At 61.6% G+C, this 17,791-nt stretch carries 13 protein-coding genes; 1 reads left to right on the top strand and 12 read right to left on the bottom strand.

Annotated features, from left to right (window positions below; translation table 11 throughout):
- Positions 1-42: 42 nt before the first annotated feature.
- From ACFPN2_RS10095 to ACFPN2_RS10130, 8 genes are all read right to left on the bottom strand, one after another.
- Entirely contained in the window at positions 43-2,232 is a 2,190-nt protein-coding gene (locus ACFPN2_RS10095; RefSeq protein ID WP_380596485.1) for a TonB-dependent receptor, read from the bottom strand.
- Positions 2,233-2,910: 678 nt separating this feature from the next.
- A complete protein-coding gene (locus tag ACFPN2_RS10100) occupies positions 2,911-3,555 on the bottom strand; it encodes a ChuX/HutX family heme-like substrate-binding protein (RefSeq protein ID WP_380596486.1) in 645 nt (214 codons plus the stop codon).
- Between the two features lie 226 nt (positions 3,556-3,781).
- On the bottom strand, positions 3,782-4,519 hold the full coding sequence (locus ACFPN2_RS10105) for a molybdopterin-dependent oxidoreductase (protein ID WP_380596487.1): 738 nt from the start codon (positions 4,517-4,519) through the stop codon (positions 3,782-3,784).
- Positions 4,516-5,199 carry a cytochrome b/b6 domain-containing protein gene (locus ACFPN2_RS10110; protein WP_380596488.1) on the bottom strand — a complete coding sequence of 228 codons (684 nt, stop codon included), beginning with the start codon at positions 5,197-5,199 and terminating at the stop codon, positions 4,516-4,518. The genes ACFPN2_RS10105 and ACFPN2_RS10110 overlap by 4 nt, the downstream gene beginning before the upstream one ends.
- 12 nt (positions 5,200-5,211) lie before the next feature.
- Positions 5,212-6,636 (bottom strand): amidohydrolase family protein, encoded by a 1,425-nt coding sequence (locus tag ACFPN2_RS10115; protein ID WP_380596489.1) that lies wholly within the window; start codon positions 6,634-6,636, stop codon positions 5,212-5,214.
- 137 nt (positions 6,637-6,773) lie between these two features.
- Positions 6,774-7,145, bottom strand: a complete 372-nt coding sequence (locus ACFPN2_RS10120) for a response regulator (RefSeq protein WP_380596490.1) — start codon at positions 7,143-7,145, stop codon at positions 6,774-6,776.
- A 2-nt stretch (positions 7,146-7,147) separates the two neighbouring features.
- Positions 7,148-8,674 carry an RAD55 family ATPase gene (locus ACFPN2_RS10125; protein WP_380596491.1) on the bottom strand — a complete coding sequence of 509 codons (1,527 nt, stop codon included), beginning with the start codon at positions 8,672-8,674 and terminating at the stop codon, positions 7,148-7,150.
- Positions 8,675-8,709: 35 nt separating this feature from the next.
- Complete coding sequence (locus ACFPN2_RS10130) at positions 8,710-9,468, bottom strand: sensor histidine kinase (RefSeq protein WP_380596492.1); 759 nt, start codon at positions 9,466-9,468, stop codon at positions 8,710-8,712.
- A gap of 165 nt (positions 9,469-9,633) precedes the next feature.
- Here ACFPN2_RS10130 and ACFPN2_RS10135 point away from each other — a divergent pair, with 165 nt between their 5' ends.
- A complete protein-coding gene (locus ACFPN2_RS10135) occupies positions 9,634-10,503 on the top strand; it encodes a methyltransferase domain-containing protein (RefSeq protein WP_380596493.1) in 870 nt (289 codons plus the stop codon).
- A gap of 2 nt (positions 10,504-10,505) precedes the next feature.
- Here the strand turns inward: ACFPN2_RS10135 and ACFPN2_RS10140 are convergent, their stop codons facing one another.
- The 4 genes from ACFPN2_RS10140 to ACFPN2_RS10155 all read right to left on the bottom strand — a co-directional run bounded on the left by ACFPN2_RS10140 (position 10,506) and on the right by ACFPN2_RS10155 (position 17,789).
- The gene (locus tag ACFPN2_RS10140) at positions 10,506-13,157 is read right to left on the bottom strand and encodes a S9 family peptidase (RefSeq protein ID WP_380596494.1); all 2,652 of its coding nucleotides are present in this window, start codon (positions 13,155-13,157) and stop codon (positions 10,506-10,508) included.
- 10 nt (positions 13,158-13,167) lie between these two features.
- On the bottom strand, positions 13,168-16,155 hold the full coding sequence (locus tag ACFPN2_RS10145; protein WP_380596495.1) for a TonB-dependent receptor domain-containing protein: 2,988 nt from the start codon (positions 16,153-16,155) through the stop codon (positions 13,168-13,170).
- A gap of 96 nt (positions 16,156-16,251) precedes the next feature.
- A complete protein-coding gene (locus ACFPN2_RS10150) occupies positions 16,252-17,286 on the bottom strand; it encodes a FecR family protein (protein ID WP_380596496.1) in 1,035 nt (344 codons plus the stop codon).
- The gene (locus tag ACFPN2_RS10155; RefSeq protein ID WP_380596497.1) at positions 17,283-17,789 is read right to left on the bottom strand and encodes an RNA polymerase sigma factor; all 507 of its coding nucleotides are present in this window, start codon (positions 17,787-17,789) and stop codon (positions 17,283-17,285) included. Before ACFPN2_RS10155 ends, ACFPN2_RS10150 begins: the two co-directional genes overlap by 4 nt.
- Positions 17,790-17,791 lie beyond the last annotated feature (2 nt).

The following is a 17,791-nucleotide window of genomic DNA, read 5'->3' on the forward strand; positions in this document are numbered from 1 at the left end:
GCCGCCATCGTGGCGGCCGATCTCAACCCCTGTCAGTTGCTGTTAGAAATCGACCGATGCCGACACCACGAACGTGCGCGGCCCGCCGAGCACGAGATAATTGGCGCCGAACGATCCGCCGACCGACGCCCAGTAATTCTCATCCGTGACATTGTCCACGCGCGCCCGGAGCGTGACCTCGCGTTGATCCCATTTGATCGCATACCGGGCACCGACGTCGAGACGCGTCCACGATGGAATCTCGAGCGTGTTGTCGGCGCTGGCGGGCTGCGAGCTCGTGTAGACCACGCGCCCGTCCACGCTCAATGCCTCCAAGATATCCCACTCGACTCCGACATTTCCCTGCGTGCTCGGCACGCCGATGACGTCCTTCCCGTCGTTGGCCGGAATATCGCCGCGGCGATTCTCGGCATCGAGCAGCGTCACACCGCCCAGCAGGCGCACCGCGTTGCTCAGCTGCCCGTACACACTGAGCTCGATGCCCTGATTGCGCTGCTCGCCCGACTCCTTCACCACATTGCCGACCAGAATGGTGCTCGGCTGATTGATGCGGAAGATTGCGACGCTGCCGCCGAGCGTGCCGCCATCGTACTTGGCACCGACCTCGTATTGCTTGGACTTGAAGGGATCGAAGATTTCGTTGGCATTCGCGATCGCTACTCCGCCGATCACCGCCGGAACCTCCTCGCCCTGGAGCAAGCCCTCGATGTAATTCGCGTACAGCGAGATGTGCTCCCAGGGCTTCACGACGACGCCAAATACGGGCGTCACCGTGCTCTCGTCGTAAGCGGACAGCTCCGAACCATTGTTGTAGTCGTAACTGTTTTGCTCGATCTTCTGATAACGCGCACCGAGCGTGACCAGGAATCGGTTCTCGTCGAAGGACAACGTATCGGCCAGCGCGAAGCTCTCGGTCTTGGTCCTTGTCGTCGTCCGCGGCGCGGATATCACGCCACCGACGAAGAAATTGGCCGCGGGCTCCGCGAGCTGCACGGGATGATACAAATCGAACGCGAGTCCGCCGAATGGCGACAGCGCAAAGGCGTTCTTCGAATCCAGATCGAAGTACGACACGGATGTCACGAGCCGATGCCCCACCGAGCCAGTGTCGAACTCGAACCGCACGCCCGCATCGCCCGTCTTCACCAGATCTTCGCGGTAGTTCTCGAAGCGATACGTGGTGGCGGCTCCGCTCGGCGCCGCTGTTGGATTCGCCAGGTTGTTGTGCTCTTCGCTGTCTCGAAAGCCGGCCGCGAGCCAGGCACTCACGCCTTCGGTGAAGTCATATTCGCCGCGCGCCACCCCGAAGAAATCCTTCTCGCTGCTGTAGGTCCATTTCTGTGCGAAGTTCGACGAAGAATCCGGCTCGCGTGGAATGCCGCCGAACGGCGTGACGCTCGGACGTGGCGCGTCGATGTTGTGATCTTGATAGCCAAGATCCGCGGACAGTCGCGCTTTGTCGCCGCGATAGTCCATGCCGAGCGAGAACATCGTCAGTTGACGTTTCTGGTCATCCACCGACGTGTCACCATCGCGGCGAACCGCATTCGCGCGAACACCGAAGGCACCGTCGCTGAAGCGTCGCGCGAAGTCGAGCGCACCGTAGCCTTCGACCCCGTTGTCCGCTCCAATCGTCACGCGATTCAACGCACCCGGCGCACGCTTGGGCACGAGGTTGAACGAGCCGCCGATGCCACTTCCACCCGGCGCGGCGCCATTCAAGAAGCTGTTCGCACCCCGAAATACTTCGACACGCTCCAGGAACTCCGCGGCGACGTACTGCCTGGGCAACAGACCATACAAACCGTTGTAACCCATATCGTCCGAGTACACCGGAAAGCCCCGGACTACATACAACTCCTGGAAGTTGCCAAAGCCACGGGCGACGCGCACGCCCGGATCACTCTGCACCACATCCGCGACGCTATGCGCTTGCAGATTGCGCATGAACTCGGCGGTGTAGTTGGTGCTGTTGAACGGCGTATCCATGATGTCCAGATTGCCAAACAAACCCACGCGCCCGCCGCGAGCCACCTGCCCGCCCGCGTAGTCCGGCGGCAGCATCACCTGCGAGCCGGTCACGATGACGTAATCGATGATCTCGTCTTTCTCGGTGGCAGCCTCCTGCGCCGGATCGGCTAATACACTCTGCGCAGTCAACAGGCACGGCGCGAGCCTCAGGAACAAGGAAACATGCCGCGACACAGCGCGGTCTTTGTGATGGGCCAGCATCGACTGATTCCTCTTGAAACCAACCAACGCGGCCAGTGTTAGTCGACGCCCCGATTTCACAATCAGGACTTCCCAGAGCCAAGTTATAAGCGTATGAGGAATCGGATGGGACACTCGGCCAGGATGTTTTGATCCTGCCGCCGTAAGACCCACCCCTGGCCCCTCGTGAACGGGAGGGGGACTATTTTTCTCTCCCTGCGGGAGGGCTTTTTTCCAGAGAAGAATGGAGGCTAGTCACGCCTGCTAAAGGCGCGTTACTACTCCACATCGCGCCCATGACCAACGGCGTGAGCCCTGCATGTCTCGCGATTCGAAGTTTAGTTGGGTTCGGTCGAAGAATCGTGTGACGCCCGCCGCCGCGATGCTTTGAGCCAGCCGGAAGACCCACGCCCTGGCCCCTCCCGTGATCGGGAGGGGGAATATTATTTTTCTCCCTGCGCGAGGCGCTTTTTCCGGAAAAGAATTGGGGCTAGTAGCGCCCACCAAGGCGCCCTTACTGCCCCAACGGCGTGAGCCCTACGTGCCTCGCCGATGCGAAGTTCAGTCAGGGATCGGTCAAGCGTTCGATCGAGGTTCGTTTGGGGTTCGATCAAAGGTTCGATCGGGCTTCGCTCAAGGTTCGGTTGGGGCTCGGTCGAGGTTCAGCTGGAGTTCGACCAGCGTTCGGTCGGGCTCAGGTCACGACTGCGGCACGCAGACTCTGGGCAGGGCTTTGATCTTGGCTGCGGTCTTCTTGAAGCCTTCGATCGCCGCGGGGTCGGGCTTTTCGCCGGCGATCTGTGCATACACGGCCAGGGCCAGGCTGCCGTCGTGGTTGTAGAACGAGATGGCCTGCGTGCGCTGGCCTGCGTCCTTGCCGGGAATATCCGTTGCGTAGATGGCCTTCACGTGGGGCGTGCTGATATGCGTGTGCACGCCTTTGCCGCCGTCCGCGTACACATCCAGTAGGTCTGCGTTCGCATTCTGCGGTTGAGTGATTGGCACCAGGCTTGGGAAGGCGAAGGTGTGTTGCCCGCCTGAGGCGAGCACGAGCTTCACTGACGTTTGCGCGCCCCACGCATCGATGGTCTTCCAAATCTCGCGAACCAGCGACGGCGTAGCTGCCACGCCGAACGACTCGTCGACAGGCAGTCCGCTGGCGACCACCAACTCAGGCCAACCGAAGGCACGCGCCGGCACGGGCAAAGGGCGGCCGGGGCGCTGATTGGTGAAGTAGTCGCGCACGGTCGCGATCTGAGCGGTGGACGCGCAAGGCACGGGAGCGTCGGCATGGGCGAGCGACGCGGCGCCCAGGAGCAGCAGGAAGGCAGGGGTGAGTTTCACGCGATGTCCTCGACGGGGGATAAATTCGAAATTATTTCGAAATTATGAACCCGTCAAGACATATCGCCTACCAGTTTGGCGTCGACGGCCGATCGAGCCGTACAGATATCGAAAATCTGAACCCTGATTTCTAGGGCAGCAGGCGGCGCGAATCGACGAATACTTGGCCCGAAGCAAGGCGCGCGAGAGTCCGCGAAGCGCCCTGGCGATAGCCGGTTCAGGCGCCTCAGACCCCGCCGTACCACTGAAAATCGTATTCGTCGGCGACGAAGCTGCCTTTGCCGTCGCCGAGGCGGCGGTAGTGATCGACCAGCTCGATGCGATCGACGTACTTCAGGCTCTTCCAGCCGAGCTGGCGCTCGACTCGCAGCCGGACCGGAGCGCCGTGCGCGACGGGCAGGTCGCTGCCGTTCATGCCGTAGGCCAACAACGTCTGCGGATGCAGGGCTTCGAAATGATCCAGGCTGTAGCTGTCCCACCAGCCGTCGGCGCAATGAATGGCGACCCAACGCGCGGTGGGCTGCGGCTTCACCAGCTCGAGTACGCGACTGAGCTGCACACCAGTCCACTGAGCAATCGCGGTCCAACCGCGCTCGCAACTGTGAGCAGTAATCTGCGTGCGCGCCGGCAATGACTGCAGATCCGCCAGTGAGAACGACATCGGCTTATCGACGAGCCCGCCCACCGGCAACCGCCAATCGGCGAAGCGACCGTGCAGCAGCCGCTGATAAATCTCGCTCTCCGGCATCGTAGTGCCGATGGCGGGAAAGTTCTTCGAGATCTCACGCGTCGTGAACTCACGCGCCAGCGGGTTATTCCGCAAAAGGAAACGATGAGTAACGCGCGACAGATCCTCACCGACCCGATGCAGCTCATTGGAATATTTGCTCGCAGTGCCCGCCAGCAAGAGGCCGCCTGCGGAGACGCCACCGACAATCAGCTTACGTCGCGAAATCTTGCTCATGACGGCTCCTCGATCCGGAACTTGCCGGTAATCATGGAGCGGATCTCATTGACGAAGCCGACCACGAAAATCATCACCAGATGAATCACCAGGAAGCCGACCAGCGCGCTGGCGCAAATGAAATGAATGAAGCGCGCCGACTGCCTGCCGCCGAACAACGTAAACAATTCGGGATAAGCAGCCGTGACCGCCGGCGACATGGTCAAGCCAGTGAGCAACATCAACGGCAGCGCCACGAAAATGACCAGCAGATACGCAAGCTTCTGCAACACATTGTAGGTGCGCACCGCCTCGCCGGTCGGGCGCACGAAACGCAGATGATCGCGGATCTCTTGCCACAGATGCGCGGGCGTCAGCTGCGCGAGGCGCGGCAACATCTGGCGGTAGAAGTGACCGTTGAGCAAACCGGAGAGCAAATAAACCAGACCGTTTAGAACCAGCAGCCACGCAAACAGGAAATGCATGCCGCGGCCCCAGGCCGTGTAATCGAAGTTCGGCTCCATCGGCAACGTGAGCGCGGCCGGATCGCCGAAGTAGCCTGTCTCACCCCAATAGAACTCGGGATGCGCATACAAGATCGCGATGCCGCTGGGCACGAGGAACAGAAAGCTCAGCGCATTGATCCAGTGCGTCACGCGCACCAGCCGGCTATGACGCTGAATCTCAACGGTCGAATTCATGCTCCCGCCCCGCTACTTGAGGTTATAAACCGCACGGTTGTTCTTGTAGAGAATCATCCGTGCGCCCTCCAACGCTTCCTCTTCGCTGAGCACGCCCTCGCTCACATACACCGCCAGCGCCTGGCTGAGGAATCGCTTACCCCAGCGCGCCGCCAGCCAATACAACTCCGGCAAGTGATACGCATCGCTGCCGAACAGAATCTTCGACAGCGGCACCGCTTCCATGATCTCGAGATACCGACGCACCAGGCCCTGGTGAATGAACGGCGTCATCAGCGACAGCTCGAAATAACAATTCGCGTACAGATGACTCAACCATGCCGCCTCGCTGACCAGCGGATAGCCGGCGTGGATGGGAATGATCTTGGGCATGCGCATCAGGCCGTCTTTATCGAAGCGCACGAACTCTTCCAGATAATACGGCTGCTGATTGCGCAGGATGACACTCGGCGCCTCGCCGTCGCCGGCATGGAACTGCATGGGCATGTCGCGCTCCAGACATTCCTCGAGCGCAAGCGTCAGCATGTATTCGAGGAACGTTTTGCCCTGACGCGCCTGAACTTCGCGATCGTCGAAAGGCTTGGCCTGCGCAGCCCGCAGCTCTTCGTAGGACTTCGCCGCAGCGGCCGCGTCGTACACCGGCTTGATCACGCCGATCGCGGGCAATAGATAAGACTTCATGCCGTACGAGCGATCGCCGAAGTTGCCGGTGCCGTCGAGCGCATCGCGCACGCGCTTCACGAAGGTGTCGCGCATCTCCTGGAACGGCAGCTTCTTTTTCAGCAACTCATATTGAATCGTCTCGACGCGCGCGATGAGCCGGGTGCGCGTCGGCTTGATCGCCTCGGAGAACTTGCGAACGCCGGCGGCGTCGAGACCGTCGGCGTAGCCGGTGTCGATCATGACGTTGTCGAGCTTCACGTCCTGGAACAGCGAATTCACATAGGCGTAGTAGTTGTTCTGGTGGGCGTTGCGCGCTTCCATCACCGCCTCGAAGCGCGGCTCACAGCCCAGGAAGGACGCCATCTCCTTGACCATGAACTTGGTGAACACCGATTCGCCGAAGTGATTGTTGATATACGCGAGCTTCTTGCCGACGTTGTAGCGACGATCGAGATCGGCGCGCGTGCGCTCATCGCCGGCGTGCCATTGGTCGTAGACGCCCTCTGGAAAATAGTTCGGGCCGGGAAATGCCGAGAGCGCGAGCCGTTCGATGAAACTGTCGCGCGTCATCACCTTGTCCCGATCCGAGATCGGATGACAGTGCGTGTCGTCGACCGGCATGTCGCGGATCGTCTCGTAGAGACGCGCTGCGACCGGATCGGTTTTAGCAAGCTGCCGCGACACGTCGCTGCCACCGGCGGCGGTGGCTCCGAAAGCGGGCAAAGCGCTCAAGCCGAGCGCGCTGGTGGCAAAGAAATCTCGGCGGGTCGGCATGTCGGACCTCGTGGGAGCCCAAGCCCGATTGTGCTGATGGAATTTCTACATTTCAACAGGGTCCTGACGAACCCGTAATAATCTCTTCAGCGGCGGGCGCAAGCATCCAGCGGTCGCAAAACCGCCCGAGGCGTCGATTACTTGCGGGGAGGATGCTCCAGCAGCTGCTGGACCGCCTTCAACACGGCCATGGCGCGGAAGGGCTTGCGGAGGAACAGATCGTAGTCGGTAGCAGTCTCGCGCACCGAGACTTCCTCCAGGGAGCTCATCATGATGATGGGCAGCTTGGCGAACGTCGCGTTGTTACGGATCGCGGTCAGGGTCTGCGTGCCGTCCATGATGGGCATCATGTAGTCGAGCATGATGAGATCGGGCGTCACCTCGTTCAGGCGCGCCAGGGCCTGCTTACCGTTGATCGCGGTGGCGACCCGATAGCCTTCGTCCTCGAGGATGGACTGCACCACCTCGGCGACGCCGAACTCATCATCGACGACCAGCACGGTTTGCATGCCTACGCCTTACCGCGACGGCGAGCGGTGACGCGTCGTCCTTTCGCTGCATTTTTCTTGTTGGCCGGCGCAACGGCGTCGGGGCGCTCGGTGCTGAAGCCGGACAACACGCCCTCGGCGGTCTTGAAACTGTCGACGAAGCGCAGACCTTGCGAGCCGATCTCGAATTCGCGCAGCTTGGGATCGAAGCCGCCGCCGCGCACTTTCATGATCGAGATCAGGCGGCGCAATTGCCCCTGATACTCCGAATATCGCAGCAGGATCATGTTCTCGGTGACAGCCGAAATGCCGGTGGTCGGCACCAGCAACTCCGGCCCGATCAGATTCTGTGTCTCCATCGCGCAGATCGTCGTGACGCCCAGGCTGCGCAGCTCATTGGCCAGCGCGGCGAAGAACGGGCCGAGCCGCTCGTTGGTCTCGGCCGTGCCGGCGAAACCGCCCCAGCCGTCGATGAACAGCCGCTTCACTTTGCGACGGCGGACCGCTTCGATCAGCTCGTTGCCCAGGCTGTCGAGGATGCGCTCGAACGGCGGATGCCACAGAATTTCGAGATGCCCGGCCGCGACCCGCGACTTCAAATCGATGCCGATGAGCCCGGAGTTGGCCACCAGCCGGTCCGGCGATTCATAGAAACCGAAGTGTAGACCGGGCTCGGCCTTGCTCGAGCTCTGCAGGAACGCTGTGCCGAGCAGGGTCTTGCCCGAGCCCGAAGGACCGAGCAGCAAGGTCGAGGAGTCGGCGATCAGCCCGCCGCCCGTCATGGTGTCCAGCTGGGTCACACCGGTGGAAATCCGGCCGGCGTTGGCGATGCCGGTATTACGCAGGAAGCGCGACTCCGGGCGCGGATGCACGAGCAGACCGTCATCGGTGATCTGAAACGGATGCCGGCCGCGCAAGCTGGCAGAACCACGGAATTTGCGCACCTCCAGCTCGCGCTGACGGCGCTTGCCGTAGGGCATGTCTTCAAGTGTGATCAGGCCATCCACCATGGTGTGTTCCGGGTGGTATTCGCCTCTGCGGCCGTTCGTCAGAAGTAGCGTGCAACAGCCCGCGATGGCGGCGTGTGCCTGCAACTCATGGATGAACTTACGGAACTCCCGATCCGAGGTGCTGGTTTCCTCGACCGCGATCAGCCCGTCGAGAATCAGCATGCTGGCGTCGTGCGCACGCATCTCCCGGCGCAACAGATCCATCATGCCCTTCAGCCCGTTCTCCTCGAGCACGCGGAACGCGCTGATGTAATACACCTGCTTCGGGATCATGCGAGCGTCGTAAAAGCTCATCTGCTCCAGGTGCTGGAGCATGCGCGCGTGATTCTCGGCGAGCAGCGTGACGAACAGTGCTCGCTTGCCCTGACGAGCGTGATGGAAGCAGATCTGATTGGCCAGAATCGTCTTGCCGGCGCCGGGCGTGCCGCGGACGATGTAAACGGCGCCTTCGAAGAAGCCGCCCTTCAATATCTCATCGAGCCCGGGTACGCCGGTGGCGATGCGATCCAGCCCCGGCTCGCTGACATCTTTGTTGCTCACGTGACCGCGGGTCCCCTTTTTCCCCAAACGCGTTCTTACGCGATTTTAGCGTGAGCCGTCACGTCGCGTGGCAGTCTTACCGTGAACGTCGAGCCCTGACCGGGTTCGCTCTGCAGCGTCATGGTGCCACCTTGAGCCTGAACGAGCTTGCTCGACAGCCATAAGCCGATACCGAAGCCGCCGCTGCGGGACGCCGCCAGGCCACGCTCGAATCTTTGAAAGATGCGCTCCCGATCGGCGGGAGCCACCCCGATACCGCGATCGATCACCCGGACTTCGACCCAGGTCGGAGCGCTTTCCAGCTCGATCCGCACCGGCTGGCCATCGCCGTAGCGGATGGCGTTGGATAGCAGATTGTCCAGGACCTGTTCCGTGGCCAAGTGGTCCCAGGTCCCATCGACGGGCCCGGGCAGGTCACAGTGCAATGTCGAGCCGGCGCGAGTGGCCAGCTGCTCATACTTGCGCACACAGGCGCGGACCAGATCACATAAGTCGAAGTTGATCGGCTCGAGCGGGACATCCTCGGCATTCAGACGAGTGATCTCGAGCAGCGTAGTCGCTCGACGGACGTAGTGGTCGACGGCCACCTCGAGTGTTTCGAGCCCTTGAAGCAGCGCTGGCGACGCGAGCTCACGACGTGCGCGCGTCAGGAGTAGCTGCACCTGCCCGACGATCGGTGTCATCGGGTTGCGCAACTCATGAGCCGCGATGGCGATGAACTCATCCCGAGCTGCAATCGCCGCGCGCAACTCTTCAATGAGGCGCTCTTGATCGGTGGGCGATGGTTCGGTCATCCCAATCTTTGGGGTCCTGGTAAAACGTGCGCGCGATTATAGGCAAGCCCTCTCGCGGTGCGCCCGACTTTATCGGGTACGATAATTACCGACAAAATACACACGGCTCTTATATAAGAATCCGGCGGTATCCTCTTTGTTCGATAGCGATGCGAGTAAGCGACGATGTTTCATTGGCGACTGTGGCTACACGCCAGTCGCACCTTCTGGTGCCTGCTTCCCTTCCTCACGCCGAGCGCGGTTCGAGCCGAGACTCATGCTCAATGCGAGCAACAGTTCGCGCCCCGTAGCGGCGAGCCCGGCAAAGATGTCATGTGGGTCGCGACCATCGATGAGCTGGTCACCTCCATGCTGCGCGCGGCCGGTGTCACAAACAAGGATCGAGTCATCGATCTCGGCTCGGGCGACGGTAAAATTCCTATCGCGGCGGCCAAACAGTTCGGCGCAAGCGCGCTCGGCATCGAGTACAACCCACAGCTGGTCGAGCTCGCCCAATGTCACGCGCGGGTCGAGCAACTCACCGACAAAGTGCAGTTCAAACAAGGTGACATATTCAAGACCGACTTCAGCACCGCGACCGTGCTCACGCTGTATCTCGGGCCGACCCTCAATCTGAAACTGCGCCCGACCATTCTGAACATGCGTCCCGGCACGCGCGTCGTGTCCAACACCTTCGACATGGGCGAATGGCAACCGGACGAAGTGATCGGGTCCGCCGTCGGCAATACGCGAGCCTTGTTATGGATCGTGCCGGCGCATGTCGCGGGGGAATGGCGGTTCACTGAAGTCGGCGGCACCGCGAGCTTCAACGTCGAGCTTCGGCAAAATTTTCAACGGCTCGACGCGTCGCCCGCCAACGGTGCGCAGCTGGCGGTTCGCGAAGGTCGACTGGATGGCAATCGAGTGCAGATCGTCGTGTCGGGGCTGGACCGGCAGCCGACGAAACTGATCGGCGAGGTGAGCGGCGAGCGAATTCTCGCCGCTGATGTGAAAGATGGCGGCGTAGTCCGCCGCTTCGTCGGAACGCGACTGTAGAGCTATTGCTCCGGCAGGTTTGTCTTCAGCCACGCGACGATCTGTTCGTACATGTCGCGTATGTTGGCGGGCGACTGCCGGAGTCCGTGATCTTCACCCCAATAACGCAGCAGCTTGGCGCGCTTGCCTTGTCGATACAGTCCGAAGAAAAACGCTTCGGCTTGAGTCATCGGACCTCGGATGTCCTGCTCCCCATGAATCATCAGTAACGGCGTCTCCACGCGATCGACATAATTGATCGGCGAGTTGCGCCAGTAGTGCCACTGATCCTCCCACGGCGGCACGCCCATGCTGACCTGGCCTTGCTCCGACAGCCCCCAATTCACCGACTTCTGATGTTCGATACCGGGATAACCGCGCGCCGTACGATCGAACTCGCCATAGGCGGCGACCAGATCGGTCAACCCCGCCATGGCAATCGCCGCTTTGAAGCGATTGGTGTACGTGACCAGCGAGTACACGCTGTAACCGCCATAGCTCTGCCCCATCACCGCCAGCCGGTTCGGATCGGCGATGCCCAGCTCGATCAGCCGATCGAGCGCAGGCATCACGCCTTTCGGCAGATCGATGTAGTCGTCGTTCTTCTGGCCATCGGGCCGCAGCGGCATACTCGGCACGAGCACGACGTAACCCAGCGCAGCGTACAAGCGCAGGTTGTATTGACCGGGCGCGTTCAAATCAAAAGCGTCGTCCGCAGAGCCGCGCACCGTCGAGCCTGCGTACACCCATGTGAGCACCGGATACTTTCGTCCCGGCTGATAGTTCGGCGGCACCAGCACCGCACCTTTCAGCTCCTGACCATCGATGCCGCGATAGTCGATGAGCCGCGACTCGCCAGGATCGACATTCGCCCAGTGCTCATTGAGCGCCATTATCTTCTGGCTCTGCCCGGACTTCACATGCAGCGACCACAGGAACGTGCCGGTGAAATTCACATCATGGAACAGCGCCAGCGAATGCTCCGCGTCGTACTTGCGGAACTCCGCCTTGTCCGTCGGCGGCTTCAGCGGCTGCACGGTCGCCTTGCCCTCGATCAATGTCACATGCACCAGAGGTCGCACGCCGTCATTCGCGCGCCCGGCCACGATCATTTCGGACGTCGGTCGATTCGATGCATCGATCGCACTCGGCCAGATCACATTCGCTCCGGCGGGTAATTCACTCGCGAGCTTGGTCGCCTTTCCGGAACGGAGATCGAGCGCCCACAACGCATCGTCTGCTATGCCGACGTAACGTGCTTTATCGCGCGTAGCAAACAACGCGTCCGGAGGCGTTTTCATTGACGCCGTCAGATTCACCGGCGCACGACCGCGAGAGAACGCCCACCAGTCGGCGCGCGGCATGGGCAGACCACGCATCTTGGCGCGATACCAATCCCAAGGTGCCAACTCCTCCGCGCTCTTGAGCGCACGCGCCACCAGCCGACCATCATCCACGAAAAGTACCGACGAGGAGCCGGGCAGGCCTGCGCCGACAGCAGAGGCGGCAACCGATGTTCCTTCGGGACTGATGCGCGTCATCGACAAGTCGCGCGGCGACACGCTCATCAATGTCAGCGCCCGCGTTTGCGCGTCGGACCGCGCTCGCATGGCGATGACACTGCTATCCGGCGACCACGATTGCAAATCCATCGGATACTTCGCGCTTGCCGGCAGGTCTTCCACCCAACGAGCGACATGACCCTGCACATCCGCGAAGCCGAGTTGCTTACGCATTTGCCAATCGGAATATGGATACGCGAACGACTTGCCGTTCTCGTGCGCTATCGCGCCTTTCGATGCCAGCACCGCGATCGACCTCCCATTCGGCGCGACCGAGATTTGCAAATCGCTTTCGAAGGGATGCAGCGGCACTTCAGCGACGGTGCGGGCGGTGCCGCTCTTCGCATCGATCACCTGCAACGACGCGGTCGGCGATGGCGCCGGAGCGACACCACTCTCGGACTCCGTCACGGTGGCGACCTTCCCTTCGCGCAACTCGGTCAATGTCGTTCCGGCGTGCGAGAGCGCTCGGGTGTACGCGTCCATGATCCCAGAAACCGCGCCTTCGGGCAGCACGATCGCCAGCAGCGACGTGTCGTCGAGCCAGATGAATGGCGCGTTCTCTTCGTTACTGCAGCGTGCGGGGTCGCGCTTCTTCTGTCCCTGCAGTTCGACGCGATACATCGCCGAGCCGCCCATGGTTTGAGATGCGATGGCGCGTGAGGTCAAACGTTTGAATCCACCACCTTCGCGCTCCCAAACATACAGACGCACATTGTCGCCACCACGCGGCTCGCCGCCTTCAGGCTTGGTCGACATCAGCGCGAGTCGCGAACCATCCGGCGACCAACTGGCGCACCAGAAACCGCTGGCATCCGCACCTCCCTGGGTAATGTTTGTTCGCTCGCCAGTCCGACGCGAGATGAGCCACACATCGGCGCGCGTGACATCCATTTCATAGAACGATCGACCGTAGACGCCGTTCTCGTCGACGGGGCGGATCACGGTCGCGGCGATCCACTCGCCATCGGGAGACACGGCGGCTTCGCTTAGCACGCTGTTCTTGAACACATCGTCGAGCGTGAGCCCGGCCCGCGACGGCGTCGACGACGCCATCGCTTGCATCGAGCACGCGAGCGCGAGCACCGCGCATGCACCGAAGATTGATCTCATGAGCTCGTCCTCAGAAGCGGATGCTGATGTCGCCGTAGATGTAGCGGCCGCGAATGTCACCCTGAGCGCCGTCGAAGCCGTAGCCCGGCGACGTGGATGCGGAGAACTGCGGCTCGCTGTCGAACAGGTTCACGACGCCGATCGCCACGCGCAGTTTCGAAAGCAGGCCGTCGCGGAAGCTCGAGTCCTGCCCCAGATCCCACGCGGTATTGAGATCCCACAGCACGCGACCGCCGATCTGGAGATATTGGCCGTTGTTGAGCGGGTTGTAGTCCCGATATTTGCCGACGTAACGCCCCATGAGCGATGCGGACCACGCACCGAGATTCCAACCGGTACCTGCGGTCGCTCGCAACTTCGGCACCCAGATGTCGGTGTTGGCCTTGGCGAGATAGTCGTCCACGCCGATCGACGGATTCAACAAGGCGTCATAGCGTGTGTAGCGAGTGGCTCGCAGGCTCGGCGACCAGGTTCCCATCGCGGTCTCGACGCGATAGCTCACATCGAGATCGATGCCTTCGACCCAGATGTCGCCGAGATTGAGCGCCGAGTAATCGACGTCGAGAACACGACCTGCCAATCCGTCGCTGCCCGGTGCCGCACGCGTCACACGCTCAGGAAACAAACTTTCGTTGTTGAGGATGAGCTGCAAGCTGGGAAACGCGCTGATGCGATCGGTCATCGACACCTTCCACCAGTTCAATGCAGTCCGAAAGCCGGAGTCCGTCGGATTCCACACCAGACCGACCGACACCGAGCGACCGGTCTCCGGCTGCAGCGACGCGTTGCCGCCGGCTTGGTACGTGTAGCCATTGATGAATTCGTTGTTACGACGAGGATCGGTCAGCGTCGACGTGCTGATCAGGCCTGACAATCCCGGCCCGTAAACGGTGTAGAGCTCCGGAGCGCGAAACGCCTCAGCGTAGGCCGCCCGGATCAGCAGGCTTTCAAACGGATACCATTCGATGCCGAACTGTGGCGTGGTCGCATTGCCAAAGTCGCTGTAGTCATCGCGACGGAGCGCCGCGCTCAACGTCAGCATTTCACTCGACGCACGCGCCAGCACCGGCACTCGCACCTCGGCGAACGCGGCTTTGTTGTTACGACTTACATCGAAGTTGCCGCGCAGCCCGATGTTTTCATATTGCTCGCGACCGTACTCGGCGCCGACCGCAACCGACAAATCACCCGCCGGCAACGTGAACACACTGCCACGGAGCACGGCGTTTCCGCCCGTCGTCGTATTCCACGAGTTGCGAGGCGAGCGAATCACCAGTCCGCTGCTCATGTAGCGCATCAGCACATCCTGAGAAGCCGGCGCGCCGCTGGTAAACAGATTCAACGCGGTCGCTGGATCGGTCGAAGACAGCTCTGGAGGCACGAACGACGGATTGCCGTTCACGAACGTCGTCCACGAGTTGTCACGCGCGCCCCAGACGTTGGTCTCCCACTGCCAATCGCCTGCGATATCGCCGTGCGCACCGAGCACCGCACGCGAGACCTTCTCGTCGACCGTCGATGCCGGATTGCCGAGCAGGGCGCTATCGAATTCGTAGTCCACCCGCACGGCCGTGCCAAACGGATTGTATGGATTCGACGCCGGCACCAGCGCCCGGCTCAGATACACCACGGGAAAGAACTCGTGGTGCAGACGACTGAACTGCAGCTCCGCGAACACGGTCGTGTTCTCGGTCACTTTGAAATCGCCGGTGGCCATCACCGAGTAGCGATCGGCGGGAAAGATCAAACTGGTGTTGAGATTCGCCGAGCCGCAACGATTCACCGTGCCATCAGTGCTCGCGAAGTCGCTGATCGTGGGCGCGCCGGTAATGCCTTCAGGAATGGCAGCGGTCGTGGAGTTGAGTCCCGGCAAGTTGGCGGCGGTGGCCGAGTACACAGTACCGGGATTGCACACGGTTGATCGCAGATCTCGCCACCCGCGACTCGTGAAATCTAGATTGCGCGTGGTGTCGCGCTCATCTTTGAACAACGCCGTGCGGTCGTAGTATTCGCCGACGACTAAGGCGCTGCCTCGTTCCCAGCTCCGCGCCCAACCCGCCGAGAATGTGCGATCACTGATGCCATCCGCGAAACCGGACTTGGCACTGACTGTCGTCATGTCCACATCTTTGCGCGTGATGATGTTCACGACGCCGGCCAGCGCGTCGCTGCCGTAAATCGCCGACGCTCCTTGCGGCAGAACATCGATGCGCTCGATCGCGGCTTCCGGAATGGCGTTGAGATTGGCGAAGCTGCCATCGGTGGTGGCGCTGACAGGGAGCCTTCTGCCGTTGACGAGCATCAAGGTGCGGCCAGCAGGCAGACCACGCAGCTGCACGGTCGCCGTGTGCGGATACGATCCGTTCGGCGCTTCCACCATCGACGCACCCGAGACTTCAGGCAACGTGCGCAAGAATTCAGCGACGGAGCTTTGACCGCTGCGTTGAATCTGCTCGCGACTGAAGACGAGTACGGGTTGCGCACCTTCATCGCCCACGCGGCCCAAGCGCGAGCCAGTCACCTGCACGGTTTCGAGCTCGACGAGCTCCGGTGCGGTGCTCGTTATATTTTTCTCACCGCCACCCGACGTCAGATCTTCCGCAAAGTTGGCGCGTGCCAGATGAAATCGATGCCAGAATCCGGAGCGTTCGGCGGCCTGTGGCTCAGCGGCCGTGCCCGATGCAGGCAGCGACACAGGCAGGATGGTGACCGTGCGCTCATCCAACACTCGAAACGTGAGTCCGGTGCCTTCGAGAAGCTGACGAAGCGCTTCTTCAGAGGTGAGATCGCCCGACGCGCCCGGCGAACGCAGCTTGCGCACATCTTCGGACAGATAGATCAGCTCGATACTACGGTCCCGCTCGAGGACCCGCAGTGCCGAGCCGAGATCCTGTTCAGCGATGTTGGTATTTTTTCGAATCGCGGCGAGCGCGTTCGGAGTGGCGGAAAAGCCGACCGCGGAAATACACAGCGCGGCGGCAAGAGCAGTTGCACGCATGAATAACCTCACATCCCCCGAGGGTTGGCCAGTGCCGTCGTCCAGGATTGGCGAACGGTTCATGCGGGCCTAAGAGCATCGAGCAGCCGCGAGTGGCTACTGCGACGCCGAAGTATTTTTCAAGGTGAGGCGGATCTCCTCCTGAGTTTCCACGACCGACAGGTCGAAGCGCTGACTGAGAAATGTCACCAGGCGCTCCGGCTTGTTCGCATCGAACGTGCCGCGAATATGAAATCCTTCGAGCGACGCGTCGTTGATGACGAAGCGGCGCACGTTGTAACGATTGAACTCCTCTATGACCTCGGTCAGCGGGGTATCGTCGAAAATCAGACGTCGATGAGTCCAGGCCACCGCGCTATCAACGTTAGCGCGTTCGGTGCGGGGCGCGACGTTCGATCCCAATGTGACTCGATCGCCAGCGGCGAGATACGTCGGCTGAGTCGCGTTCGGTTGAGTCACCGCGACTCGTCCTTCCACTACCGTCACGACGATGCCGTGCTTGTGATGATTGACGTCGAACTGCGTGCCCACCGCTTTCACGCGAGCACCGTCGCTGACCACGATGAAAGGCCGTGACGCATCTTTGAAGACCTCAAAGAGCGCCTGGCCTCGCGACAGCTCCACTAAGCGCTCGTTTTTCGAAAAACGCACGCGGAGCTGCGACTGTGAGTTGAGCTGCACGACCGAGCCATCGGCGAGCGCAATGGAGCGTTGCTCGCCGATTCGGGTCGAATAGGAATCCGGCCGCGCCACCGCCCACCAGGTGAGCGTGCCGGTCGCCAACACCACGGAAGCTGCGATTGCCAGCCTCTGCACGAGCGAGCGAGGCTCGCGTCTGACAGGTGTCGTGGGCTTGCTCGCTGCGAGCGGGACTACATTGCTTTCGGAGGTAACGCGGGCGATGAGCGCGTCGAGCTCGGCGTCGCGCGGTGCTTTGAGCCGCGATGACTCTTCCCACGCCGCGGAAATCTCCAGGAACGCCTGGACGTGCTGCGGCGAACTGCGCAGCCAGCGATCCAGTTGCACTCGTTGCTGAGCATCCAGCTCTCCCTCGCTGAGCTCGATCACCCAGGAGGAGGCTTCTTCCAGAATGCTGGCGCTCAGCGCCCGGCGCGACGAATCCCTGCTCATGGCTGTTCCTGATCGATCTCGCGCAAGTGATCGCGCACATGAATGAGCGCCTTGGCGAGATATTTTTTCACTTGGGCCCGCGAGACTCCGAGTCGGCCCGCGATCTCCTGGAGCGGCATGCCGTGGCACCGACTCAGCACCAGCGTGAGATGCGCGCGGGGCGAGATGGCTTGCAGACTGCGATCGATGACCTCGAAGGCCTGCTCCGTCGCAACCTCGGTGGCCGGATCGACTTCCGCCACCGGCGAGAACTCGAACGCCATCTCCGCCGTCGCCGCGAGCTGCGGCGCATGCGCCTGCTTCAGAGCGTGCTGCTGAAGCACGTGGCTGGCGATGGTGTAGAGATAGGCCTGAGGATTGCGGATGCTTTCGTGGTCCTCCAGACGCAGCAGGCGGAGGAAGACCTCCTGCATCAGGTCTGGCGCATCGGCCGCGGCGTTACGCAGCCGCGCGGCCAGGTAACGGCGCAGCTGTCGACCGTGCTGCCGTTCGACCGACGCCAAGA

It is taken from the genome of Steroidobacter flavus, assembly GCF_042651805.1.
Lineage (GTDB): Bacteria > Pseudomonadota > Gammaproteobacteria > Steroidobacterales > Steroidobacteraceae > Steroidobacter > Steroidobacter flavus.